Source organism: Chromohalobacter marismortui, from assembly GCF_004364315.1.
GTDB classification, from domain to species: Bacteria; Pseudomonadota; Gammaproteobacteria; order Pseudomonadales; family Halomonadaceae; genus Chromohalobacter; species Chromohalobacter marismortui.
Genome location: NZ_SOBR01000002.1, coordinates 440,810 through 460,928, shown reverse-complemented (window position 1 = coordinate 460,928; position 20,119 = coordinate 440,810). Strand labels below are relative to the sequence as shown.

At 61.2% G+C, this 20,119-nt stretch carries 14 protein-coding genes and 1 pseudogene; 11 read left to right on the top strand and 4 right to left on the bottom strand.

Annotated features, from left to right (window positions below):
* Positions 1 to 182 precede the first annotated feature (182 nt).
* Entirely contained in the window at positions 183 to 2,315 is a 2,133-nt protein-coding gene (locus tag C8E00_RS05385) for a TonB-dependent siderophore receptor (protein ID WP_133695415.1), read from the top strand.
* A 223-nt stretch (positions 2,316 to 2,538) separates the two neighbouring features.
* On the opposite strand, the gene C8E00_RS05380 is transcribed toward C8E00_RS05385, so the two are convergent.
* On the bottom strand, positions 2,539 to 3,696 hold the full coding sequence (locus C8E00_RS05380; protein WP_133695412.1) for an MFS transporter: 1,158 nt from the start codon (positions 3,694 to 3,696) through the stop codon (positions 2,539 to 2,541).
* Between the two features lie 137 nt (positions 3,697 to 3,833).
* Between C8E00_RS05380 and C8E00_RS05375 the strand changes: the two genes are divergently transcribed.
* The gene (locus tag C8E00_RS05375) at positions 3,834 to 5,225 is read left to right on the top strand and encodes an aminotransferase-like domain-containing protein (RefSeq protein WP_133695410.1); all 1,392 of its coding nucleotides are present in this window, start codon (positions 3,834 to 3,836) and stop codon (positions 5,223 to 5,225) included.
* A 272-nt stretch (positions 5,226 to 5,497) separates the two neighbouring features.
* On the opposite strand, the gene C8E00_RS05365 is transcribed toward C8E00_RS05375, so the two are convergent.
* Genes C8E00_RS05365 through C8E00_RS05355 form a run of 3 tightly spaced genes read right to left on the bottom strand, consistent with a single transcriptional unit; the run spans position 5,498 to position 8,442 of the window.
* Complete coding sequence (locus tag C8E00_RS05365) at positions 5,498 to 7,000, bottom strand: tripartite tricarboxylate transporter permease (protein WP_133695407.1); 1,503 nt, start codon at positions 6,998 to 7,000, stop codon at positions 5,498 to 5,500.
* A 9-nt stretch (positions 7,001 to 7,009) separates the two neighbouring features.
* Positions 7,010 to 7,459, bottom strand: coding sequence for a tripartite tricarboxylate transporter TctB family protein (locus tag C8E00_RS05360; RefSeq protein WP_133695405.1), 450 nt, complete (start codon positions 7,457 to 7,459; stop codon positions 7,010 to 7,012).
* Complete coding sequence (locus C8E00_RS05355; protein ID WP_133695403.1) at positions 7,456 to 8,442, bottom strand: Bug family tripartite tricarboxylate transporter substrate binding protein; 987 nt, start codon at positions 8,440 to 8,442, stop codon at positions 7,456 to 7,458. The genes C8E00_RS05360 and C8E00_RS05355 overlap by 4 nt, the downstream gene beginning before the upstream one ends.
* A 149-nt stretch (positions 8,443 to 8,591) precedes the next feature.
* Here C8E00_RS05355 and C8E00_RS05350 point away from each other — a divergent pair, with 149 nt between their 5' ends.
* From C8E00_RS05350 to C8E00_RS05305, 9 genes and pseudogenes are all read left to right on the top strand, one after another.
* Positions 8,592 to 9,260: a response regulator gene (locus C8E00_RS05350; RefSeq protein ID WP_133695400.1), complete on the top strand. Its 669-nt coding sequence runs from the start codon at positions 8,592 to 8,594 to the stop codon at positions 9,258 to 9,260.
* Positions 9,257 to 10,660 (top strand): sensor histidine kinase, encoded by a 1,404-nt coding sequence (locus C8E00_RS05345; RefSeq protein WP_133695398.1) that lies wholly within the window; start codon positions 9,257 to 9,259, stop codon positions 10,658 to 10,660. The genes C8E00_RS05350 and C8E00_RS05345 overlap by 4 nt, the downstream gene beginning before the upstream one ends.
* On the top strand, positions 10,660 to 11,751 hold the full coding sequence (locus C8E00_RS05340) for an ABC transporter substrate-binding protein (RefSeq protein ID WP_133695396.1): 1,092 nt from the start codon (positions 10,660 to 10,662) through the stop codon (positions 11,749 to 11,751). The genes C8E00_RS05345 and C8E00_RS05340 overlap by 1 nt, the downstream gene beginning before the upstream one ends.
* A gap of 72 nt (positions 11,752 to 11,823) precedes the next feature.
* Positions 11,824 to 13,293, top strand: coding sequence for an IMP dehydrogenase (gene guaB, locus C8E00_RS05335; RefSeq protein WP_133695393.1), 1,470 nt, complete (start codon positions 11,824 to 11,826; stop codon positions 13,291 to 13,293).
* A gap of 95 nt (positions 13,294 to 13,388) precedes the next feature.
* Positions 13,389 to 14,966: a glutamine-hydrolyzing GMP synthase gene (gene guaA / locus C8E00_RS05330; protein ID WP_133695391.1), complete on the top strand. Its 1,578-nt coding sequence runs from the start codon at positions 13,389 to 13,391 to the stop codon at positions 14,964 to 14,966.
* Positions 14,967 to 15,101: 135 nt separating this feature from the next.
* A pseudogene (locus tag C8E00_RS05325) lies at positions 15,102 to 15,563 on the top strand (hypothetical protein); the annotation flags it as partial.
* Positions 15,564 to 15,792: 229 nt separating this feature from the next.
* Positions 15,793 to 17,574 (top strand): class I SAM-dependent DNA methyltransferase, encoded by a 1,782-nt coding sequence (locus C8E00_RS05315; protein WP_133695387.1) that lies wholly within the window; start codon positions 15,793 to 15,795, stop codon positions 17,572 to 17,574.
* On the top strand, positions 17,571 to 18,098 hold the full coding sequence (locus tag C8E00_RS05310; protein ID WP_133695385.1) for a DUF1016 N-terminal domain-containing protein: 528 nt from the start codon (positions 17,571 to 17,573) through the stop codon (positions 18,096 to 18,098). Before C8E00_RS05315 ends, C8E00_RS05310 begins: the two co-directional genes overlap by 4 nt.
* Complete coding sequence (locus tag C8E00_RS05305) at positions 18,098 to 20,119, top strand: restriction endonuclease subunit S (protein ID WP_133695383.1); 2,022 nt, start codon at positions 18,098 to 18,100, stop codon at positions 20,117 to 20,119. Before C8E00_RS05310 ends, C8E00_RS05305 begins: the two co-directional genes overlap by 1 nt.

Sequence of the window (20,119 nt, the reverse complement as noted above, 5' to 3'; positions counted from 1 at the left end):
AGGAGCTCCAAGATGGATCGAGGCGTTCGTGGAAGAGCGGATCTGATTGCAATGAATGCAAATGAAAAATACTATCAATGACTTTCGCGTTGAGTGGGTGAGGGTGACCTCACACACTATGACGCAGTCCAAAAAACATAAGGCGATCCAAGCAGGTTGCCGAATCATCAAGGGACCCGAGCATGGCGAACGACAAGCAAGAACCGCGCATGGCAGGGGTACGTTGGCAGGGGACCACCACCGCACTGCTCTGCTGCGCGCCGCTGATGGCCTTTCCCGCAGGCGCCAACGCGCAAGAAACAGGTGCCGGCGATGGCGATGAGCAGGATTATCGCCTCGCGCCCGTTATCGTCAACGCGCAGGCCCTGCGTGACGACAATACGAGCACCATCGTGGCGCGGGAACTCTGGATGGGCGGCAAGGTCGCGACCAGCATCCAGGACACCCCCGCTTCCGTCTCGGTCATCACCGAAAAGGAGATCGAGCAACGCAACGCCACCACCACCGAGGACGTCCTGCAATACACGCCGGGCATCATGACCGGGTACTATGCCACCGACGACCGCAACGACTACTTCAAGATCCGTGGCTTCCAGGCCACCAGCTACCGCGATGGGCTGACGCTGGGCTCGATGCGCGGCGTTCGCGAGGAACCCTACGCCTATGAGCGCGTCGAGGTGCTGCGGGGTGCCAATTCCACCCTGTTCGGCCCGGCGGACCCGGGTGGGTCGGTCAACTTCGTGAGCAAGCGGCCGCGGTTCGAGTCATTCGGTGAAGGCTACGTGGGGTACGGCTCCTTCGCTCGCAAGGAGGTCGGCCTCGACGTGGGCGACACGCTGAACGACAGCCAGACCCTGGCGTACCGCATCACCGGCAAGGTCAAGGACAGCGAGCGTGAATACGATCACTCCCGGGACGACAGCGAGTTCCTGATGGGCGGGCTGACCTGGGAACCGACGGAGAGTACCTCGGCGACGCTGATCCTCGATTACCTGAACCGCGACAACACCCCCAACAGCGGCGGCTATCCGTTCGACCGGGAATACGATCGCAGCGAATTCTTCGGTGAGCCGGCCTACAACTTTCACGATGTCGAGCGGACCAGCGCCACCGGCATGCTCACTCATGATTTCGGCAACGGCCTGACCCTGCGGAGCAACCTGCGCTACAGCGACCTGACCGACGACTTCGGCTACGTCTATCTGACGGACAGCGTCGACCGTGTCGGCACGGTGGTGGACCGCAGTTATATCGGCACCGACAGCGACGCCCAGGAGCTGATCGGCAACGCCATCCTGCAATACGATGCCAGCTTCGACGTCATCGACAGCAGCACCCTGGCGGGGGTCGAGTATCGCGATGCGTCCAGCGAAGAGACCTCGGTTTACGCGCCGGCAAGCCCCATCGATATCGCGGACCCCGTCTACAGCGGTCCGCCGAGCAGTCTGAGCGTCTACAATGCCGAGCGACGCGACTACGAGACGCGGGCGGTCTTCGTGACCCAGAACCTGTCCTTCTACGACCGTGTCATCGTCACGGCGGGGGTGCGCAACGACCATCTCGAGCTTTCCAGCACCAACCTGCTCACCGACACCGCGTCTTCGGGTGACTTCTCGGAAATCTCCCTGCGAGGCGCATTGACCTATAAGGTCACCGACGAGGTTTCCTCCTATATCAGCTATGCGGAATCGGTCGCGCCCCCCGAGATCGGCGTGACGCCCGAACGTGGCGAGCAGTACGAACTCGGCGTGAAGTACGCGCCCTTCGGCATGAATGCGCTGTTCTCGGCGGCGGTCTACGAGCTGAACAAGGATGATGTCACCATCGCGGTCGTGCAGGACAACGGCACCATCGAGCGCGAAACCATCGGTGAATCGCGGGTACGCGGGCTGGATCTGGAAGCCAAGGCCGAGTTGACCGACAACCTCAGCTTGACCGGCGGCTATTCCTACATGGAATCAGAGGTACTGCGCGGTACGCTCCGCGACGGCACCTCGCTGGAAGGCAACGACTTCACCACCACGCCGAAGCACATGGCCTCGCTGTGGACGCATTACACATTGCCGGAACGCAACATGAGCTTCGGGCTTGGCGCCCGCTATCTCGGCGCCTACTACTTCGATGCCGCCAACACGGCAAAAAGCGAGGCAACGACGCTCTTCGATGCTTCCTTCAGCTACCAGTTCATCCGCGATACCGACCTGACCGTCCACGTCAGCAACCTGCTCGACGAGCAGCACGTGGTCGGTTCCGGCACGGCGGACTTCTACAACCAGGGCCGTGAGGTCATGGCCAAGGTGAGCTATCGCTGGTGAGGCAATACCGCCGCAAGGGAGGGACCTCGCCGATGGGCTAGGGCTCCCTCCCACACGTTCGTTCCCGCAAGGCCAGCTATGGGCAAAGCACCTGTGGGAGCGAACTTGTTCGCGATGAATAGGGCACCCAGGCTGCCGTGCCACCGCTATCGGGATTGCTTTTTCTCCTGGTACGACTCCAACAAATACAATCTCCCGCCAAGTCAGACTTCCACAAGGGCAACTACAATTGTGCCTCAGCGCTTAGCGCAGAGGCAGTTCTCAATAGCCAGCTCACCACGAGCGCCCCGACGAGTAGCGCGCCGCCGAAAAGCGGTAAGGCAATTGCATGCCCGACGCTATCGATCAGCGCGCCGGTGATGACGACGGGCAGGCTGAAGCCGGCGTAGGCGAGCAGGAAGAATCCGGCGCTGGCGCTTGATTGCCGCTCGCCGGCGACGGCGAGGACACCGCTCAAGCCGCCCAGGTAGACGAAGCCATAGCAGGCGCTGCTGGCGGCGAGAGTGCCGATGAGTACCGCCGCCAGCACGCCATTGAGCGCCCCCCAGGCGATCAAAGTATACGCCAACGGCAGGATGATCACGCCCAGTTGGGTCGAGGCATGAGGCGAAAGCCGCCGTGCCCAGGGCTGGAACAGCACACCGCAACTGCAGATACCGAAGGTGGCGAATCCCGACCAGGCGGCGAGCCCGTGCCGGGCCAGCGTCGAGGGCAGGATGGCGATAACCAGCCCGACCGTGGCCCAGGCCAGCAGGATCGCCAGTCCGAATGGGAGTGCGCCGGCCGGATAAGCCGGCAGCCTGAGCATCGCTGCCCGAGACCGGCGCGGTGCATCGTCGGCCAGGCCGATCACCAGCAACAGGGCCAGACTCGCGACTCCCAGATACAGCCAGAAACTAGGTGGGGTCAGGCTGGGGACATACAGGACGAAGAGGCTGGTTACCGCGGCCCCGAGCCCAAAACCCAGCGAAGTGCTGGCTGTGACCCAGTTCGCCGCCACACGCTTGTCGCGGTTCTGGAACAGCTCGAACATGTAGGCGGGGGCGACGGCCGAGGTAAGCGCGGTGCCCAGCCCCATCAAGAAGCGCGCAATGCCCAGCGTGATCAGCCCCGGGGCGAGCAGTGTCAGTGACGTTGCCACCAGGCACAGGCACAGCGCGGCGAGAATCAGGGGCCGTCGCCCGACGCGTTCCGGCAGGCCGTTTAGTGCCAGCAGGACCGGCATGATGCCAACCACGTAGCAGGCGAAAGCCACGCTGGTGGCGCCGACGCCCAACCCGTCCCGCGCGGCCAAGGCATCGTAGAGCGGTGCCTGCAGGTTGACCGCGGTCGTGATCGTGCAAAGTGCGAGCGCGAGGCGAAGGGGAGACGATCCTTTCATGCGATGGCTGCCAGTGTCGGTAGAGGGGCGACCAGCCTGGCACCGGCGCATCGGGCCGGTAAGGTACAATGCCGGCGAATAATCCATGCACTGTTCGTGATTATGGCGGAACGGTCGCTACCCGGAGGATCGCTGCGGTGAAACTGGAAATCGATCAAGACTCGAGCCTGCCGGTGGTGGCCCAGGTGACCGACGGCGTACGTGACTGGGTCGCTCGGCACGGTGCGGGCAGCCGTCTGCCTTCGATCCGGCGCCTGGCGCACGATTTGGGGGTCAGCCGCAATACCGCCATCGAAGCCTATGAACGGCTGGTGGCACAGGGCCTGGTGCGCTCCAGGCCAGGGGCGGGGTTCTATGTGGCCGATAGCGCGGCACGGGTGCTCGCCAGGGAGGATAGCGGCGCGGAAAACCTGGAAGACGTCACCGACGAGATGTGGCGCTTGTTCCAGACCCGCGAAGATAGCTTGAAGCTTGGCTGCGGGTGGTTGCCCACCGACTGGCGCGAAGGCGACGACCTGGCCCATGCCATCCGTCAGGTGACCCGGCAGGACCGCGCGGGCCTTTTCGACTACAGCACTCCGCTGGGTACGCCGGCGTTGCGCTCGCTCATCGAGGAGCGGATGCGGTTGCTGGACATCGAGGCTGATGCCAACCAGATCCTGCTGACCGGTGGTGGCAGCCATGCGCTCGACCTGCTCGTGCGGCTGACGCTCGACCCCGGCGACACGGTCTTCGTGGAATCACCGGGCTATTACAACCTGTTCGGCCTGCTGCGCCTGCAGCGGGTCAAGGTGATCGGTGTGCCACGGCTGAGCGGAGGGCCCGATGTCGAGCGGATGGAATTCCTGCTGAAAACGCACCGGCCCAAGCTGCTTTTCACCAATAGCGTGTTCCAGAACCCGACGGGCACGACGCTGGCGCCGACCGTGGCGCATCGCGTATTGCAACTCGCCGAGAAGCACGATTTTCGGATCGTCGAGGACGACATCTATGCGGACTTCCAGCGTGACCCGACCCTTCGACTGGCGGCGCTCGATGGCCTGAAGCGGGTTATCTATCTCGGTAGCTTCTCGAAGAGTCTGTCCTGTTCGCTGCGCGTGGGGTTCATCGCTGCCGAACCGGGGCTGGTCAAGCAATTGGTGGACGTCAAGATGCTAACCAGCATCGCCTCGTCGCGTTTTGCCGAGCAGGTGGTGACGACCATGCTGGAGAACGGCAGTTACCGAAAGCTGACCGAGCGCCTACGCGCCAAGCTTTCGGGGCAGATGGCCTCGGCCCTTGAGCTGGTCGGGGCGGCGGGCTGGGAGGTCTTCGCCGAGCCTACCGGGGGCATGTTCCTGTGGATACGCCATCCGACCGTGGAGTCGTCCGGCCAGCTTGTCGACCATGCTCGGCGTGCAGGAATCAGCCTGTCGCCGGGCGATGTTTTCCTGCCTGACGGCGGGCATTCGCCGTGGACCCGGATCAACGTGGCCTACACACGAGATCCTCGCGCGGTGCGCTTTCTTGGCAACCCAGGCATGCTATAGGGTCACCGCCATCGGGAATAAATTCTCTCAAGCTACAGGCCGGAATCGTGGGAGTCGTTCCCGTTCGAGTGCGAACAGGATGTCGAGATACAGCAGCTCTTTCTCGATGACCGGGCGCATAGCGGTTCGGCCGGGTTGTGCCATCGCGCGAGCGACCATTCATCGAAGTTGGCGCGTTCAGTGTGCAAAAAAACAAGCCCACGCATCTCGATGTCTGATGCGTGGGCTTGTTGCTTTGCCGTTTCAGACCTGGCTGTTCAGACCTGAACGTTTCAGGCCTTGCTGGTCCTGGCCTGCCACAGCTTGGGCAGCAGCCACGGCAGCACCAGCAAGGCAGCGGCAGCGATCCATAGTCCCAGCGAGATGCCGGATTGCCACAGGATGCCCAGGTCGCCGCCACTGATGGCCAAGGCGCGGCGAAGGTTGTTTTCCATCAAGCCGCCGAGCACGTAGCCGAGAATGATCGGCGCAAGCGAAAAGCCGAGCTTACGCAGCAGGTAGCCGAATATGCCGATGATCAGCATGAGGTAAATGGCCGTCAGGTCCGAATGCAACTGGAAGATGCCGACGAACGCCAGGATGGCAATGCTCGGTACGAGCACCCAGCGCGGGATGGTCAAGACACGGGCAAAGAGCCCTGCCAGCGGCAGGTTGAGCGCCAGTAGCATGATGTTGCCGATATACAACGAGGCAATCAGGCCGCCGGCCACCTCGGGACGCTCGGAAAACAGCATCGGCCCGGGCGTGATGTTGTAGAGCATCAGCGCGCCCAGCAGTACGGCAGTCGTGCCGGAGCCGGGAATGCCCAGTGTCAGCATGGGCACGAAAGAGCCCGCCGCCGAGGCGTTATTGGCCGCTTCCGGCGCTGCCAGGCCGCGCATGTTGCCGGTACCGAAGCTGCCGTCCTTGTCGGAAATGCGTTTTTCCGTGGTATAGGAAACGGCGCCACCAATGGAGGCGCCAGTGCCCGGCAATACGCCAACAATGAACCCTATTACGCCGCAACGCAGCATGGTCCATTTGCAGTAAGCGAGCTCCTTGAGGCTGATCATGACCCGTCCCAGCGGGGGCATTTCATCGTCTACATCCTGACGATTGGCGTGTTCCAGCATCAGCAATATCTCGCTGATCGCGAATAGACCGATGATCATCACCACGAAGTCGATGCCATCGTAGAGCTCCGCCATGCCGAAGGTGTAGCGCAGTACCCCGGTGCCGGAATCCACGCCCACCATCGCGACCATGACGCCGAGCACTGCACCAATGGCCGTCTTGATCGGGTCTTTCCCCATCATTACCGCCATGGAAGAGAAGGCAAACACCATCAGTGCGAAGAATTCGGCGGGGCCGAACATGATGGCCACCTGAGCCAGCAAGGGCGCGAAGAGCGTCAGGCCGATAATGGCAATGGTGGCCCCGACGAACGAGCTGACCGCCGACAGGCCGAGTGCCGGTCCCGCCAGCCCCTTCTTGGCCAGCGGGTGGCCGTCGAGGGTGGTCATCACGGCACCGGCATCGCCGGGGACGTTGAGCAGGATGCTCGACATGCGTCCGCCATATTCCGAGCCGGTATAAACGCTGGCCAAGAGAATCAGCGCTGACTCCGCAGGGAGACCAAGCGTGTAGGCCAGCGGCATGAGAATAGCGATACCGTTGATCGGCCCAATCCCCGGAAGCGCACCGAATAACGTGCCGAGCAGAGCCCCCAGAAAGGCGAGTCCCAGATTGAGGGGAGTCAGTGCGACACCGAAGCCATGAATCAGAAAATCGAACATGCCAGCTCCTTAGACGTAATCGGACAGCCAGTAGCCATCAGGCAAGGAAATCCCCAGCCCCTGGGTGAACAGGAAGTAACTGACAAGGACCATCAGGAAACTGGCGATCAGTGCTCTGCGCCAGGTAGCACCGAATAGCCGCGCGAGTACCAGGGCGGCGAAGAAGGTCGTGATGATGAACCCCAGCTTGGTGAACAAGATGGCATAGACGACCAGCGTGCCCAGCACTTGCAGCAGTTTTGCCAGTAGCGCCTTGTTGGGCCAATGGCCGTTCTCGCCCGGTCGAAAGATCAATACCAGCGACAAGGCGGCCAGTATGATCGAGAGGACGATGGGGAAGGCCTTCGGCCCCACCGGCTCATAACTGAAAGGGATCTGGAGTTGCCAGGCATGAATGGCGGCAAATGCCGCCAGACCGATCAAGGCAAATCCCAGGAGTCGGTCGGCGGCAATCTTCATTGCTTCAGCCCTACTTCTTCAGCGAGTTCCTTGAATTGCGCCACTTGGCCCTTGACGTAATTTTCGAAGTCATAGCCGAAGCGCGACATCGGGAACAGGCCGCGTGCCTTGCGCAACTCCGCGAACTTTTCCTTTTTCGATAGCGTTTGCAGCTTGTTGACCCACTCTTGATACGCCTTGTCGCTGACGTCCGGCCCCATGTAGTAGCCGCGCCAGATGGGCCACTGCACGTCGTAGCCTTGCTCGGCGGCCGTCGGAATCTCGGCGTAAGGTCCACCCATGCGCTCCTCGGACAAGGCCGCGAGAACACGGATCTTGCCGCTTTCCAGGTGCGAGCGCAGCTCCGACAGATCGCCGGTGAAGACCTGGATATGACCGCCGAGCAGCGCCGCCATCGACTCGCCGCCCCCTTCGAAGGCCACATAGCGCAAGTCACGCGGTGAAATATCGGCCGCCTTGGCGGTGAGCGCGGCCTTCATCCAGTCCTGGCTGCCCACGGTACCGCCGGCGCCGAAGACGATTTGACCTGGCTTGGTCTGGAGATCCTTCATGAGCTGGTCGAGGTTCTGCCAGGGCGCATCGGCCTTGACGACGATCGCGCCGTAATCCGCCCCCAGGGCGCCCAGCCAGCGGACGTCGTCGACGTCATATTGGCCAAACTTGCCAAGGGCCAGATTGACGGCCGCACCGGTGCTGGCTGCCACGATCAGGTTGGGGTCAGCGTTGCGAACGCCGTTGACATGGTTGTACGCCACCGCACCGATGCCGCCTGGCATATAGCTCACCATCATGGGCTGCTCGATCAGGCCGGTCTTCTGCAAGGCGTTGGCCGCCAGGCGACAGGTCAGATCGTAACCGCCGCCCGGTTTCGCCGGCGCGATACACTCGGGTGCCTCGGATTGTGCGTAAGTCGTGCCGGTTGCCAGCACACCGCTGAGTAGCAGTAGTGAGGACCAGTGCCGTAACATGGAATTGAATTTCATGGCGAACTCCTGTTCTCTTGTTTTGCGCTGCTTTGGAATAATGCCGATGGTGGCGGATGTCATCGCGCTGGATGACAGGTGTCGATGCTAGGGAGAGAACCTTTCATCAACCTGTCATTTCACGTTCGCCCACATGAGACATTGGTCGTATGCGCCTACTCGTCATCGAAGATGATTCCCTGATCGCACGCTCGCTGGAGCAAGCGCTCACCCCGCTAGGCAACACCGTCGACGTGTTCACGCATCACGCGCAGGCGCGCGAGGCCCTGCAGAGCGGGCACTTCGATCTGGTGCTGCTCGACCTGGGGCTGCCCGACGGCAACGGCCTGACGCTGCTGGCGGAACTGCGCCAGCGCGGCGACACCACGCCGGTGCTGATCCTCACTGCGCGTGACGGCATCGACGCGCGGGTGGAAGGGCTGGATCTCGGCGCCGACGACTACCTGGCCAAGCCGTTCTCGCTCGCCGAGCTGGAGGCCCGGGTGCGTGCCTTGCTGCGCCGTAGCCAGCAGCGCGCCGATAACCGCCTGACGTTCGGGCCGTTGGCCTTCGACGCCACCTCGGGCGTCGCCACGCTGAACGAGACGGTGCTCGATCTACCGCGCCGCGAGCTGCGCCTGCTGGAGAGTCTGCTGTTGCATGCCGGCAGCATCACCCCGCGCGAGACGCTGGAGAATCGTCTCTTCGGGTTCGGCGATGTCGGCTCCAACGCGCTGGAGGTGTACATCAGCCGTTTGCGCAAACGGCTCGACGGCAGCGGATTGCGCATTCGCACCTTTCGCGGCATGGGATATCGGCTCGAGGACGCCGCGCCGTGATCCAGGTGGAAGGCTCGCTGAAGGCCCGCCTGGCCGTGTGGCTGGTCGTGACCGTCAGCGCGCTCGGCGTGCTGCTGCTGGTCGAGGCCTATTTCAGCTCGCAACGTGCGGCCGAGCGCGCCTATGACAGCCAGCTCGAAGCCGCCGCGCTGACCATCGCCGAGGCCGTGCAATGGGAAGCGGGGCAGCCGGTGGTGGAGATCCCCTCGGCGGCGCTGCAGATCCTGGCGACGCGCCACCAGGAGCGGGTGTTCTACGCCGTGCTGGACGCCGAAGGCGATACGATTTCGGGCAATCTGGACATGGCGATTCCGCCCAGGTGGCGACACCAGGTCGCGACGCAGCCGGCATGGTTCAACGAGACGTATCGCGGTACGCCCTGGCGGCTTTATGGGCGGGAGCTCGACTCCGCCGGCTGGGAAACCCAGGACCCGGTGCAGATCTGGGTCGGCCACACGATGTCGGGGCGCGACGCCCTGACCGAGGCGCTCTTCGAGCAGGCGGTCACGCGCTTCGTGATCATGGTGCTGGTGGCGGGCATCCTGATGCTGCTGGCGATGCGCGTGGCGCTCGCCCCGATGCGCCGCCTGCGCCACCAGTTGCGCCAGCGCGATGCCGACGACATGCGCCCGCTGGAGGCTCGGGTGCCCGAGGAAATGCGCGAAATGGCGGAAACCCTGGATTCGCTCTTCACCCGGCAGCGCGAGAGCCGCGACGCCTTGCTGCGCTTTACCGCCGATGCCAGTCATCAGCTCAAGACGCCGCTCGCCGGCCTGCAGACCACCAGTGAACTGGCCTTGAAGAGCGAGAATCCCGAGGCCTGGCGGCAAGCTCTGGCCGACGTGCATGGCAGCGCCGGACGTACCAGTCGCCTGGCCGGTCAACTGTTGAGCCTGGCGCGCCTGCGGCATGCCGAGGAGCAGGGCACGGCCACGCGACTCGACGCGGTCTCGCTGCTGCGCGAGACTGCCTTCGACTGGGCGCAGCGCGATGCGGCGCAAGGGCACGACATCGGCCTGGCCGCCTTGCCCGAAGCGCCGCAATACATCTGCGGCGAGGCCTGGGCGCTGCAGGAATTGCTCGGCAACCTGATCGACAACGCCCTGCGTTATACACCGCCGGGCAGCGTGATTACCCTGGGCGCGGTGTGTCACGCGCAGACGCTGGAATGGTATGTCGAAGACGACGGCCCCGGTGTCTCGGCGGAGGTGATGGCGCGCCTGCACCGTCCCTTCGAGCGCGGTGGCCGGCAGGACACCGAGGGCTCCGGCCTGGGGCTGGCCATCGTGGACTCGATCGTGCGTCGTCACGAAGCGCGGATGCAGGTCGAGTCGGCGGAGAAGGGCGGGTTGAGAATCCGCCTGTTGTTTCCCTGTCTTACCCGACACGAGGAGGGGTGATGTCGATTCGTCGTGTGGCGCTCGTCTGGCTGCTGGGGGCTTTGGCGCCGAGTCTTGCCTGGGGCGCTACTCCGCTCATCGTCGAGGCCGCGCTCGACCGGCAGGTCGCGGCGCCTCTGCTGGACGCCTTCGAAGCGGCCTACCCGAATATCCAGTTGACCTTCCGCGATCATTCGACGTTGGAAGTCGACGCCCGCGTTGCCAACGAGGACAATCCGCCCGATGTCGTCATCAGCTCCGCCATGCCCTGGCAGATGGCGCGCGTCAACGAGGGCTATGCCCAGCCGCTCGAATCGCCGGCGGCCCGTGCGTGGCCGCAATGGGCCAAGTGGCGCAACGAGGTCTTCGGCTTCACCTTCGAGCCCATCGTCATGGCCTATCGGCTGGATCTCGCGCGTTACATGCTGCCGCCCAAGACCCATGCCGACCTGCATACCTTGCTGCGACGACACCGCGAGACATTACGTGGCAAAGTCACCACCTATTCGCCCTTGCGCAGTGGCGTCGGTTACTCGCTCTTCCAGCAGGATGCCCGCTACACCACTCGGTTCTGGGACCTGGTGGCCGCGATGGGCGCGGCCGACACGCACCTCGAGGCCAATACGCGGTCGATGCTCGAAGGACTCAGCGACGGCCGTTACTGGCTCGGCTACAACCTGCTCGGCTCCTACGCCATGCACTGGGCGCAGACGCACCCCGAGGTCATCGTGCAGATACCGCAGGACTATTCGCTGGTGATGATGCGCATGGCGTTCATTCATCGTGACGCCCCGCATCCCGCGGCGGCCCGGGCGTTTCTCGACTTCCTGCTCAGTCAGGAGGGGCAGCGTGTCATCGCCGGCGAGACGCCGCTGTTCAGCGTACGCCCGGGGGTGATCGGCCCTTACACCGCGCAGCGCCTGCGCGATCAGGCAGGGGATCGTCTATATCCTATTCCGCTGAACGCCTCCTTGCTCGCCTTCGTCGACCCCGCGCGGCGTGCCGCTTTCCTGGAGCGCTGGCAGCGGGAATTCCATCGCCTGTCGCATCCCGCCCCCGCCCAGACCCCGGCCGCCACCGAACCGCGCATTGACAAATCTTCTCAACGTTGAGAGGACGGGGATAGAGGTTTATAATGGCGGATTAATCTTTCCCGCACCCGCTTTCCCCACAGGTGTCGCAACATGCTACGTATAGCGCAAGAAGCTCTTACGTTCGATGATGTTTTACTCGTCCCCGGCTATTCCGACGTCCTGCCCAAAGACGTCAGCCTCAGATCCCGCCTGACTCGCGACCTTTACCTCAACATCCCGCTGCTTTCCTCCGCGATGGATACCGTGACCGGCGCCCGCCTGGCGATTGCCATGGCGCAGGAAGGCGGCATCGGGATCATTCACAAGAGCATGAGCATCGCCGCGCAGGCGGCGGAAGTGCGCAAGGTGAAGAAGCACGAGAGCGTGATCGTCAAGGACCCGGTGACCGTCAGCCCCAAGGCGAAGCTGGCCGATCTGCTCGAGATGGCCGACGAGTACGGCTACTCCGGGTTTCCGGTGGTCGAGGGCGACACCCTGATGGGCATCGTCACTGGGCGCGACATGCGCTTCCGTCCCGACAAGGGCGACAGCGTGGCGGAAATCATGACCCCGCGCGAGAAGCTGGTCACCGTGCCCGAAGGCACCTCGCTGGACATCATCAAGACCAAGCTGCAGGAACACCGCATCGAGAAGATCCTGGTGGTCGACGATCAGTTCCGCCTGCGTGGCCTGGTGACCGTGCGTGACATCGAGAAGGCACGCACCTACCCGCACGCCGCCAAGGACGGCGACGGCCGCCTGCTGGCCGGCGCCGCCGTGGGCACCGGGCCGGAAACGCCGGATCGCATCACCGCGCTGGCCGAGGCCGGGGTGGACGTGGTCGTGGTGGATACCGCGCATGGCCATTCCCAGGGTGTCATCGAGCGCGTGCGCTGGGTCAAGGAACATTATCCGCAGGTACAGGTGATCGGCGGCAACATTGCCACCGCCGCCGCCGCCAAGGCGCTGGCCGAAGCGGGCGCGGACGGCGTCAAGGTCGGCATCGGCCCCGGCTCCATCTGCACCACGCGCGTCGTCGCCGGCGTCGGCGTGCCGCAGATCTCCGCCGTCTCCGACGTGGCCGACGCGCTCAAGCCGTTCGACATCCCGCTCGTCGCCGATGGCGGCATCCGCTTCTCCGGCGACCTGGCCAAGGCCATCGCCGCCGGCGCCAGCACGGTGATGATCGGCGGGCTGCTGGCCGGCACCGAGGAAGCGCCGGGCGAGATCGAGCTCTACCAGGGCCGGACCTACAAGGCCTATCGCGGCATGGGTTCCATGGGCGCCATGTCTCAGACCCAGGGCTCCTCCGACCGCTACTTCCAGGACAAGAGCGCCGGGGTCGAGAAGCTGGTGCCGGAAGGCATCGAAGGCCGCGTGCCCTACAAGGGCCAGATGAGCGCCATCGTCCATCAGCTGATGGGCGGCCTGCGTGCCTCCATGGGCTACACCGGCTGCCACGATATCGACGAGATGCGTACCAAGCCGGAGTTCGTGAAGATCACCGGCGCGGGCTTCGCCGAATCCCACGTGCATGACGTGCAGATCACGAAAGAGGCCCCCAACTACCGGGCGGGCTAACTCAAGCTTGATGCCGGAAGCTTGAAGCTGGAAGTGGCCATGCCGCTTCCAGCTTTCGCATTTTCGGCCCTTGTTGCTTCTCAAAGGAACGCCAGATGACCGACATTCACGCCCACAAGATCCTGATTCTCGACTTCGGCTCCCAGTACACCCAGCTCATCGCACGCCGCGTGCGCGAGATCGGCGTCTACTCCGAAGTGCGCGCCTTCGACATCAGCGAGGAAGAGATCCGCGAGTACCGGCCCAACGGCATCATCCTCGCCGGCGGGCCGGAATCCGTCACCGAGCTGGCCTCGCCGCGCGCCCCGCAGTGCGTGTTCGAGATGGGCCTGCCGGTGCTGGGGATCTGCTATGGCATGCAGACCATGGCCGAGCAGCTGGGCGGCAAGGTCGAGGGCTCGCAGAAACAGGAATTCGGCTATGCGCAGGTGCGCATCGACGCCGACAACGCCCTGCTCACGGACATCAAGGACCATGTCGACCATGACACCGGGCGCGCGCTGCTCGACGTCTGGATGAGCCATGGCGACAAGGTCGCCCAGGTGCCGGAGACCTTCACCGTCACCGCCTCCACCCCGAGCTGCCCGATCGCCGCCATGGCGTGGGAAGACAAGCAGTTCTACGGCGTCCAGTTCCACCCCGAGGTGACCCACACCCAGCAGGGCCAGCGCATCCTCGAGCACTTCGTGCTGGATATCTGCCAGGCCGAGCGCCTGTGGACCCCGGCCCAGATCATCGACGACCTCTGCGTGCGCGTGCGCGAGCAGGTCGGCGACCGCCACGTGCTGCTGGGCCTCTCCGGCGGGGTGGATTCCTCCGTCGTCGCCGCGCTGCTGCACAAGGCCATCGGCGATCAGCTCACCTGCGTGTTCGTCGACAACGGCCTGCTGCGCAAGAACGAAGGCGACCAGGTGATGGAAACCTTCGCCAGCCACATGGGCGTGCGGGTGCTGCGTGTCGACGCCGAGGACGAGTTCCTCACCAAGCTGGAAGGCGAAAACGACCCCGAAGCCAAGCGCAAGATCATCGGCAACACCTTCATCGATGTCTTCGACCGTGAAGCCGCCAAGATCGACGGCGTCGACTTCCTCGCCCAGGGCACCATCTACCCGGACGTGATCGAATCCGCCGCCAGCAAGACCGGCAAGGCGCATGTCATCAAGTCGCATCACAACGTCGGCGGCCTGCCCGAGACCATGAAGCTCAAGCTGGTCGAACCGCTGCGCGAGCTGTTCAAGGACGAAGTGCGCAAGCTCGGTCTCGAACTCGGCCTGCCGTACGACATGGTCTACCGTCATCCCTTCCCGGGACCGGGCCTCGGCGTGCGCATCCTCGGCGAAGTGAAGAAAGAATACGCCGACATCCTGCGTGAAGCTGATGCTATCTTTATCGAGGAACTGCACAATGCCGACTGGTACCACAAGACCAGCCAGGCCTTCGCCGTCTTCCTCCCGGTGAAATCCGTCGGTGTCGTCGGCGATGGCCGCCGCTACGAATGGGTCATCGCCCTGCGCGCCGTCGAAACCATCGACTTCATGACCGCAAGATGGGCCCACCTGCCGTATGAGCTGCTGGAGAAGGTCTCCAACCGCATCATCAACGAGATCAGTGGCGTATCGCGGGTGACGTACGACGTCAGCAGCAAGCCGCCCGCGACGATTGAGTGGGAGTGATAAAGAGATATACTCTATCGAGAGCCCGCTTTCTGAGCGGGCTTGATATCATTAGTGAGCTAACTATAGCAAATGAAGGTGCTGCATAAGGCTATGTGATTTTTGTAAACTTCATATCGAGCAGGGAGGTATGCAGTGGATAATAAAACGTTAAGCGAACGTGATATCTGCACGAAATTCATCACTCCCGCTATCCAACAGGCTGGTTGGCAGCAAAGTGAGTTTCGCGAAGTGGTGAGACTCACCGATGTGGGCATCATGGTGCGAGGCAAGCTTGTGGCGCCTATCCGAGATATAGATGCCAAGGGTAGCCCAAAGCGAGCTGACTATGTGCTCTATGCGCGCCCGAACATGCCCATCGAGGTTATCGAAGCCAAACAGGCCCGCTTTTCAATCGGTCACGGTATGCAACAAGCGCTGGTCTACGCTGAAATGCTGAATGCACCATTCGCCCTCAGCTGCAATGGCGGGGGCTTCCCGTTGCACGATCGTATCGGTTTTTCCCGCCCCATAGAGCGCGAACTCAAGCTTGATCAGTTTCCCCAGTTAGCCGCGCTTTGGCGGCTGTATCAGGAGTGGAGAGGTTTCGCTGGACCCTGTTTGAGAAGTTTGCCGATCACGGCGTGTAGGACACCGAAGACGTCAAGGTATTGGAACTCCCGCCCTTCGACAAGTTCGACAGTAAGACACAAATCCCGCGTGGCATCTTCGGCGACGTTGAACAATACGCCCAGGCTGTATACGAGCTCGAACAAGTACTGTACGACCTCCAAGAGCACCAAGAAGCCTGAACAACCATTCGGGCCCGAGGATAAGTGAGACCTCAATGAATCTCAGCAGTACCATCAAGTCAATCCAGGACATCATGCGAAAGGACGATGGAGTCGACGGCGACGCCCAGCGCCTCGGCCAGCTCACCTGGATGCTATTCCTCAAGGTCTTGGATCAGCGCGAGGAAGAGTGGGAAGATGACAATCCCTGCTACCAGTCTCCCTTACCCAATGCTTTGCGCTGGCGCAACTGGGCCGCCTATGTAGCCAGCCCGGACGGCAAGAAAAAAAACCAGAATGCCGCCAGTGAGCTCATCAGCTTCGTCAACAACGAGCTGTTTCCCGAGCTTAAAGACCTGGATGCTAACCGGAGCCCCCTGCACAAGGTGATCCGTAGTGTCTTCGAAGATGCCAACAACTACATGAAATCCGGCACTCAGATGGTGGCGGTGATCGAGAAGCTGGAAGAAGCTATCAATTTCCACGACTTCAAGACCCGAGCCAACCTGGGAGATGTCTACGAGCAACTGCTCAACGATCTGCGCGGTGCGGGCAATGCAGGTGAATTCTATACCCCGCGCGCTATCACCGAGTTCATGGCGGATCGGGTGAGCCCGCGCCTCGATAAGCGCGAAACCGTGCTCGACCCGGCCTGCGGCACCGGCGGCTTCCTGACGGCGGTCATCGACCATTTCCGCCATCAACTCACAGCCAAGCCCTCCGCCTCCGACAAGCGCACGATTGAGGAGTTGGTTCGTGGCATCGAGAAGAAGCAGTTACCGCACCTGCTGTGCACCACCAATATGCTGCTGCACGGCATAGATGTGCCCAGTCGGATCGAGCATCGCAACACCCTGGCCATTGGATGGAACGAGTGGAGTACCTACGGTAAGGTTGATTGCTTGATCACCAATCCACCGTTTGGCGGCTATGAGGATGACGGCGTGGGTAGCGACTACCCGGCTGACCTGCGTACCCGCGAGACCGCTGATATGTTCGTGGCGCTGATCATCAAGAAACTACTGAAGGAGAACGGCCGCGCCGCCGTGGTGTTGCCCGACGGCTTTCTGTTCGGTGAGGGCATCAAGGCTACGCTGAAAGAGCTGCTGTTGCGCGACTGCAAGCTGCATACCATCGTCCGTCTGCCCAAGGGCGTCTTCGCCCCCTACACCAGCATCAAGACCAACCTGCTGTTCTTCACCAAGGGCGCAGCCATGGACGACGGCAGCGAGCACTTCCACACTGACACCATCTGGTTCTACGAACATCCCTATCCGCCGGGATACAAAAGCTATTCCAAGACCAAGCCAATCCGTTATGAAGAGTTTAAACAGGAGCAGGAGTGGTGGGGTAGCGAAGACAACGACTTCGCCGACAGGGTGGAAAACGAGTTTGCCTGGAAGCTAGATTTCAAAGCCAAGCGCGAGCAGGCCATGGTCGAGGCTCGGCCGCATTGGGAACGGGCGGAAGCGCTTAACAGCGAAGCCTCGGCACTGGAAAACCAGGTGCGCGACCTACGCGAATCTATCAAAGGCGTCAGCAGTCAGCAAAAGCGCAAGCCCATCGATGATGAAATAGCCGAGTTGCGCGACAAGGCCGACGTGCTGCGCCTGCAAGCGCGCGATGCCCAGGCCATCGGAGATCGTATTTACTGGCCGATCTACAATCTGGACCAGAAAAACCCTAACGCGCCGGAGGAGGAAACCCTCGATCCTGACGTACTGCTGGAGAAGTACAAAAACTTGCTCAGTGAAATCGAGGAAACCGAAAACCGCTTAAAAAGCGAGCTGGCGGCGGCCTTGGCACACCACTTTACGGCGGAGGAGGCCGAAGAATGAGCCTCGAACAGTTACCGAACCCTGCCGGCCGGCAACTGCTCGGCGATATCCGTCACCTGATCGAGCAAAGCCGCAGCGAGGTGGCCCTCTCCGTGTACAGCGTCCTGGCCTTGCTGTATTGGCATATTGGCCAGTGTATCCAGAGCGAGGTACTGCAAGGCGAGCGCGCGGCCTATGGCGAGCAGCTTGATTCCCCCTTGGCTAAACAGTTAGTAGCCAAATATGGCTGCGGCTTCTCCACCAAGGACCTGCGCCATATGCTGCGTTTTGCCAAAGCCTTCCCAGATGAAGAGATTGTCTCAGGGATGCTGAGGCAATTGAGTTTGCCCTATATCAAGGCCCTGCTCTACATCAACGACTCGCTCAAACGCGACTTCTATCTACAAATGTGCCAACTGAAATGTTGGAAAACCCGTGCCTTGCAGGCCAACCTACACATGCCCTTTGGACGCTCACGAGCACAGTTGGCACAGCGCGCGGTTGGCACCCGAGCGGAGAGCGCTTCCGAAGGAGCGGATGTTTGATGGACGCACAGCAGTTTTTGGCGGAATTTAAGCATATTGCCCATGCGCCCGAAGGCGTGGCTAAGTTGCGGGAAATGATTTATCAACTGGCTGTCACTGGCTCCCTTACCCCAAGAAGTGAAGCGGGGGATAACGCTGGTGATTTGCTTATTGGAATCGAAGTCACCAGGCAACGCCTGATCCTTGAAAAAAAATACAAGTGCATACCGAAGCTCGAGAACGAGCCAGTACAAGCGCCATCCGACGTCGAACTACCACAATCCTGGCGCTGGACGCGGCTGCTAGATATCGGAGAAATTAATCCACGCAACCAGGCTCCGGATGAAGAAGTTGCGGCATTTATTCCTATGAGAGGGATCCCCCAGTTTCACCACGATGCTCTTGTCGCAGAAACCAGAAAATGGGGAGAGATAAAAAGAGGGTATACCCATTTTGCCAACGGCGACGTAATTCTGGCGAAAATTACTCCGTGTTTCGAAAATGGAAAGTCGGCAGCTGTTTCAGATATTCCGGGCGACTTGGGGATTGGTGCCGGAACTACCGAGCTTCATGTATTTCGTCCTGTTCATGAAGGTGTTCTGCCGGACTATGTGTACATTTACCTTCGCTCCCCATTTTTCACCAATGAGGGAAAGAAGAGTATGACCGGGACAGCTGGCCAGAAACGACTTTCCGTAGACTACTTTGCTACCCGGGCATTTCCGCTACCGCCAACTGAAGAACAAGGCCGTATCGTTGCCAAGGTCGATGAACTAATGGCTTTGTGCGACAAGCTGGAAATGCAGAAGAAAGAATACCGGCGACTACAAAACGCCCTGCGCCAAGCGACCCTGAAAACCGTTTCCAGTGCCGGAAGCCCGCACGAGTTGCAGGAGTCCTGGGCAACGCTGGAGGAAAATTTCGAGCAGTTGTTCAGTGCGCCGGAAGATGTGAAACAGCTCAAGGGTACCCTTCTTGACTTGGCAGTTTCTGGTCGTTTATTCCCCAGGGAACGATGGAGAGAATGTTCAGGATTAGAACTTCTTGAGTCCATTTCTAATGCACGAAGACATTGGGCTGAATGCTCTGAGGGGCAGGAGTATAAAGAGGCCAAGTCCATGTTAAAGAAGCTACGTGCCCAACATGCAAATGTGCCTGCCTCTCAGTTACCTGAGCATTGGGCTTGGGCAACATTGCTTCAAGTTTCGCAAGCTGTTGTGGACTGCCACAATAAGACCGCACCATATGTGACAGATGGAATTCCTCTTGTCCGAACGACCGATATTTGTGATGGCCAGATGAATCTCTCCAATACCAAGAGAGTTTCCGAAGAAACCTATGCCTACTGGGCTAGGCGTATGCCCCCTAAATCGGGGGATATATTTTTCTCTCGTGAGGCTCCGATGGGCGAAGCAGCCATCGTACCGGAAGGGGAGAAAGTCTGTCTCGGTCAACGAATGATGCTAATTCGACTTTTCCCAAGCCTATTTAACAACCGCTTTTTGCTGTATGTCATTTTAAGCCCAAGCTTCCAGGAACAGATGCTTGGGACCGCTGTTGGGATGGCTGTAAAGCACCTACGTGTCGGAGGGGTAGAGGGCCTGATGGTACCTGTACCTCCAAAACCAGAGCAGGACCAGATTGTCGAAGCTGTAGACTACCTTTTCGAAATTTGTGATGCCTATACCGGTCAGTTGAATAGCAAGCAAAAGAAAGCCGAAACATTTGCAATGACCGCGGTTTCTACCCTAACCGGTATCACCACCGGACAAGAAGAGGAACAACCCGTGAAAGCTCCCCACACTGAACTGGTCGCTAAATTATGCTTGGGTCAGACACCAGACATCAAAACCCAGGCGCCACTTGCTACTGTCCTCGCCCGCCACGACGGTGAGATGAGTGCCAAGAATCTGTGGCAGCGCTTCGGCGGCGAGATCGATGCCTTCTACGCCCAATTGAAAACCGAGATCAGCCATGGCTGGATCCTGGAACCCGAGCCGGCCGAGGTACGAGAGGTCGGCAGCGAAGAGGATGGGGCCTGA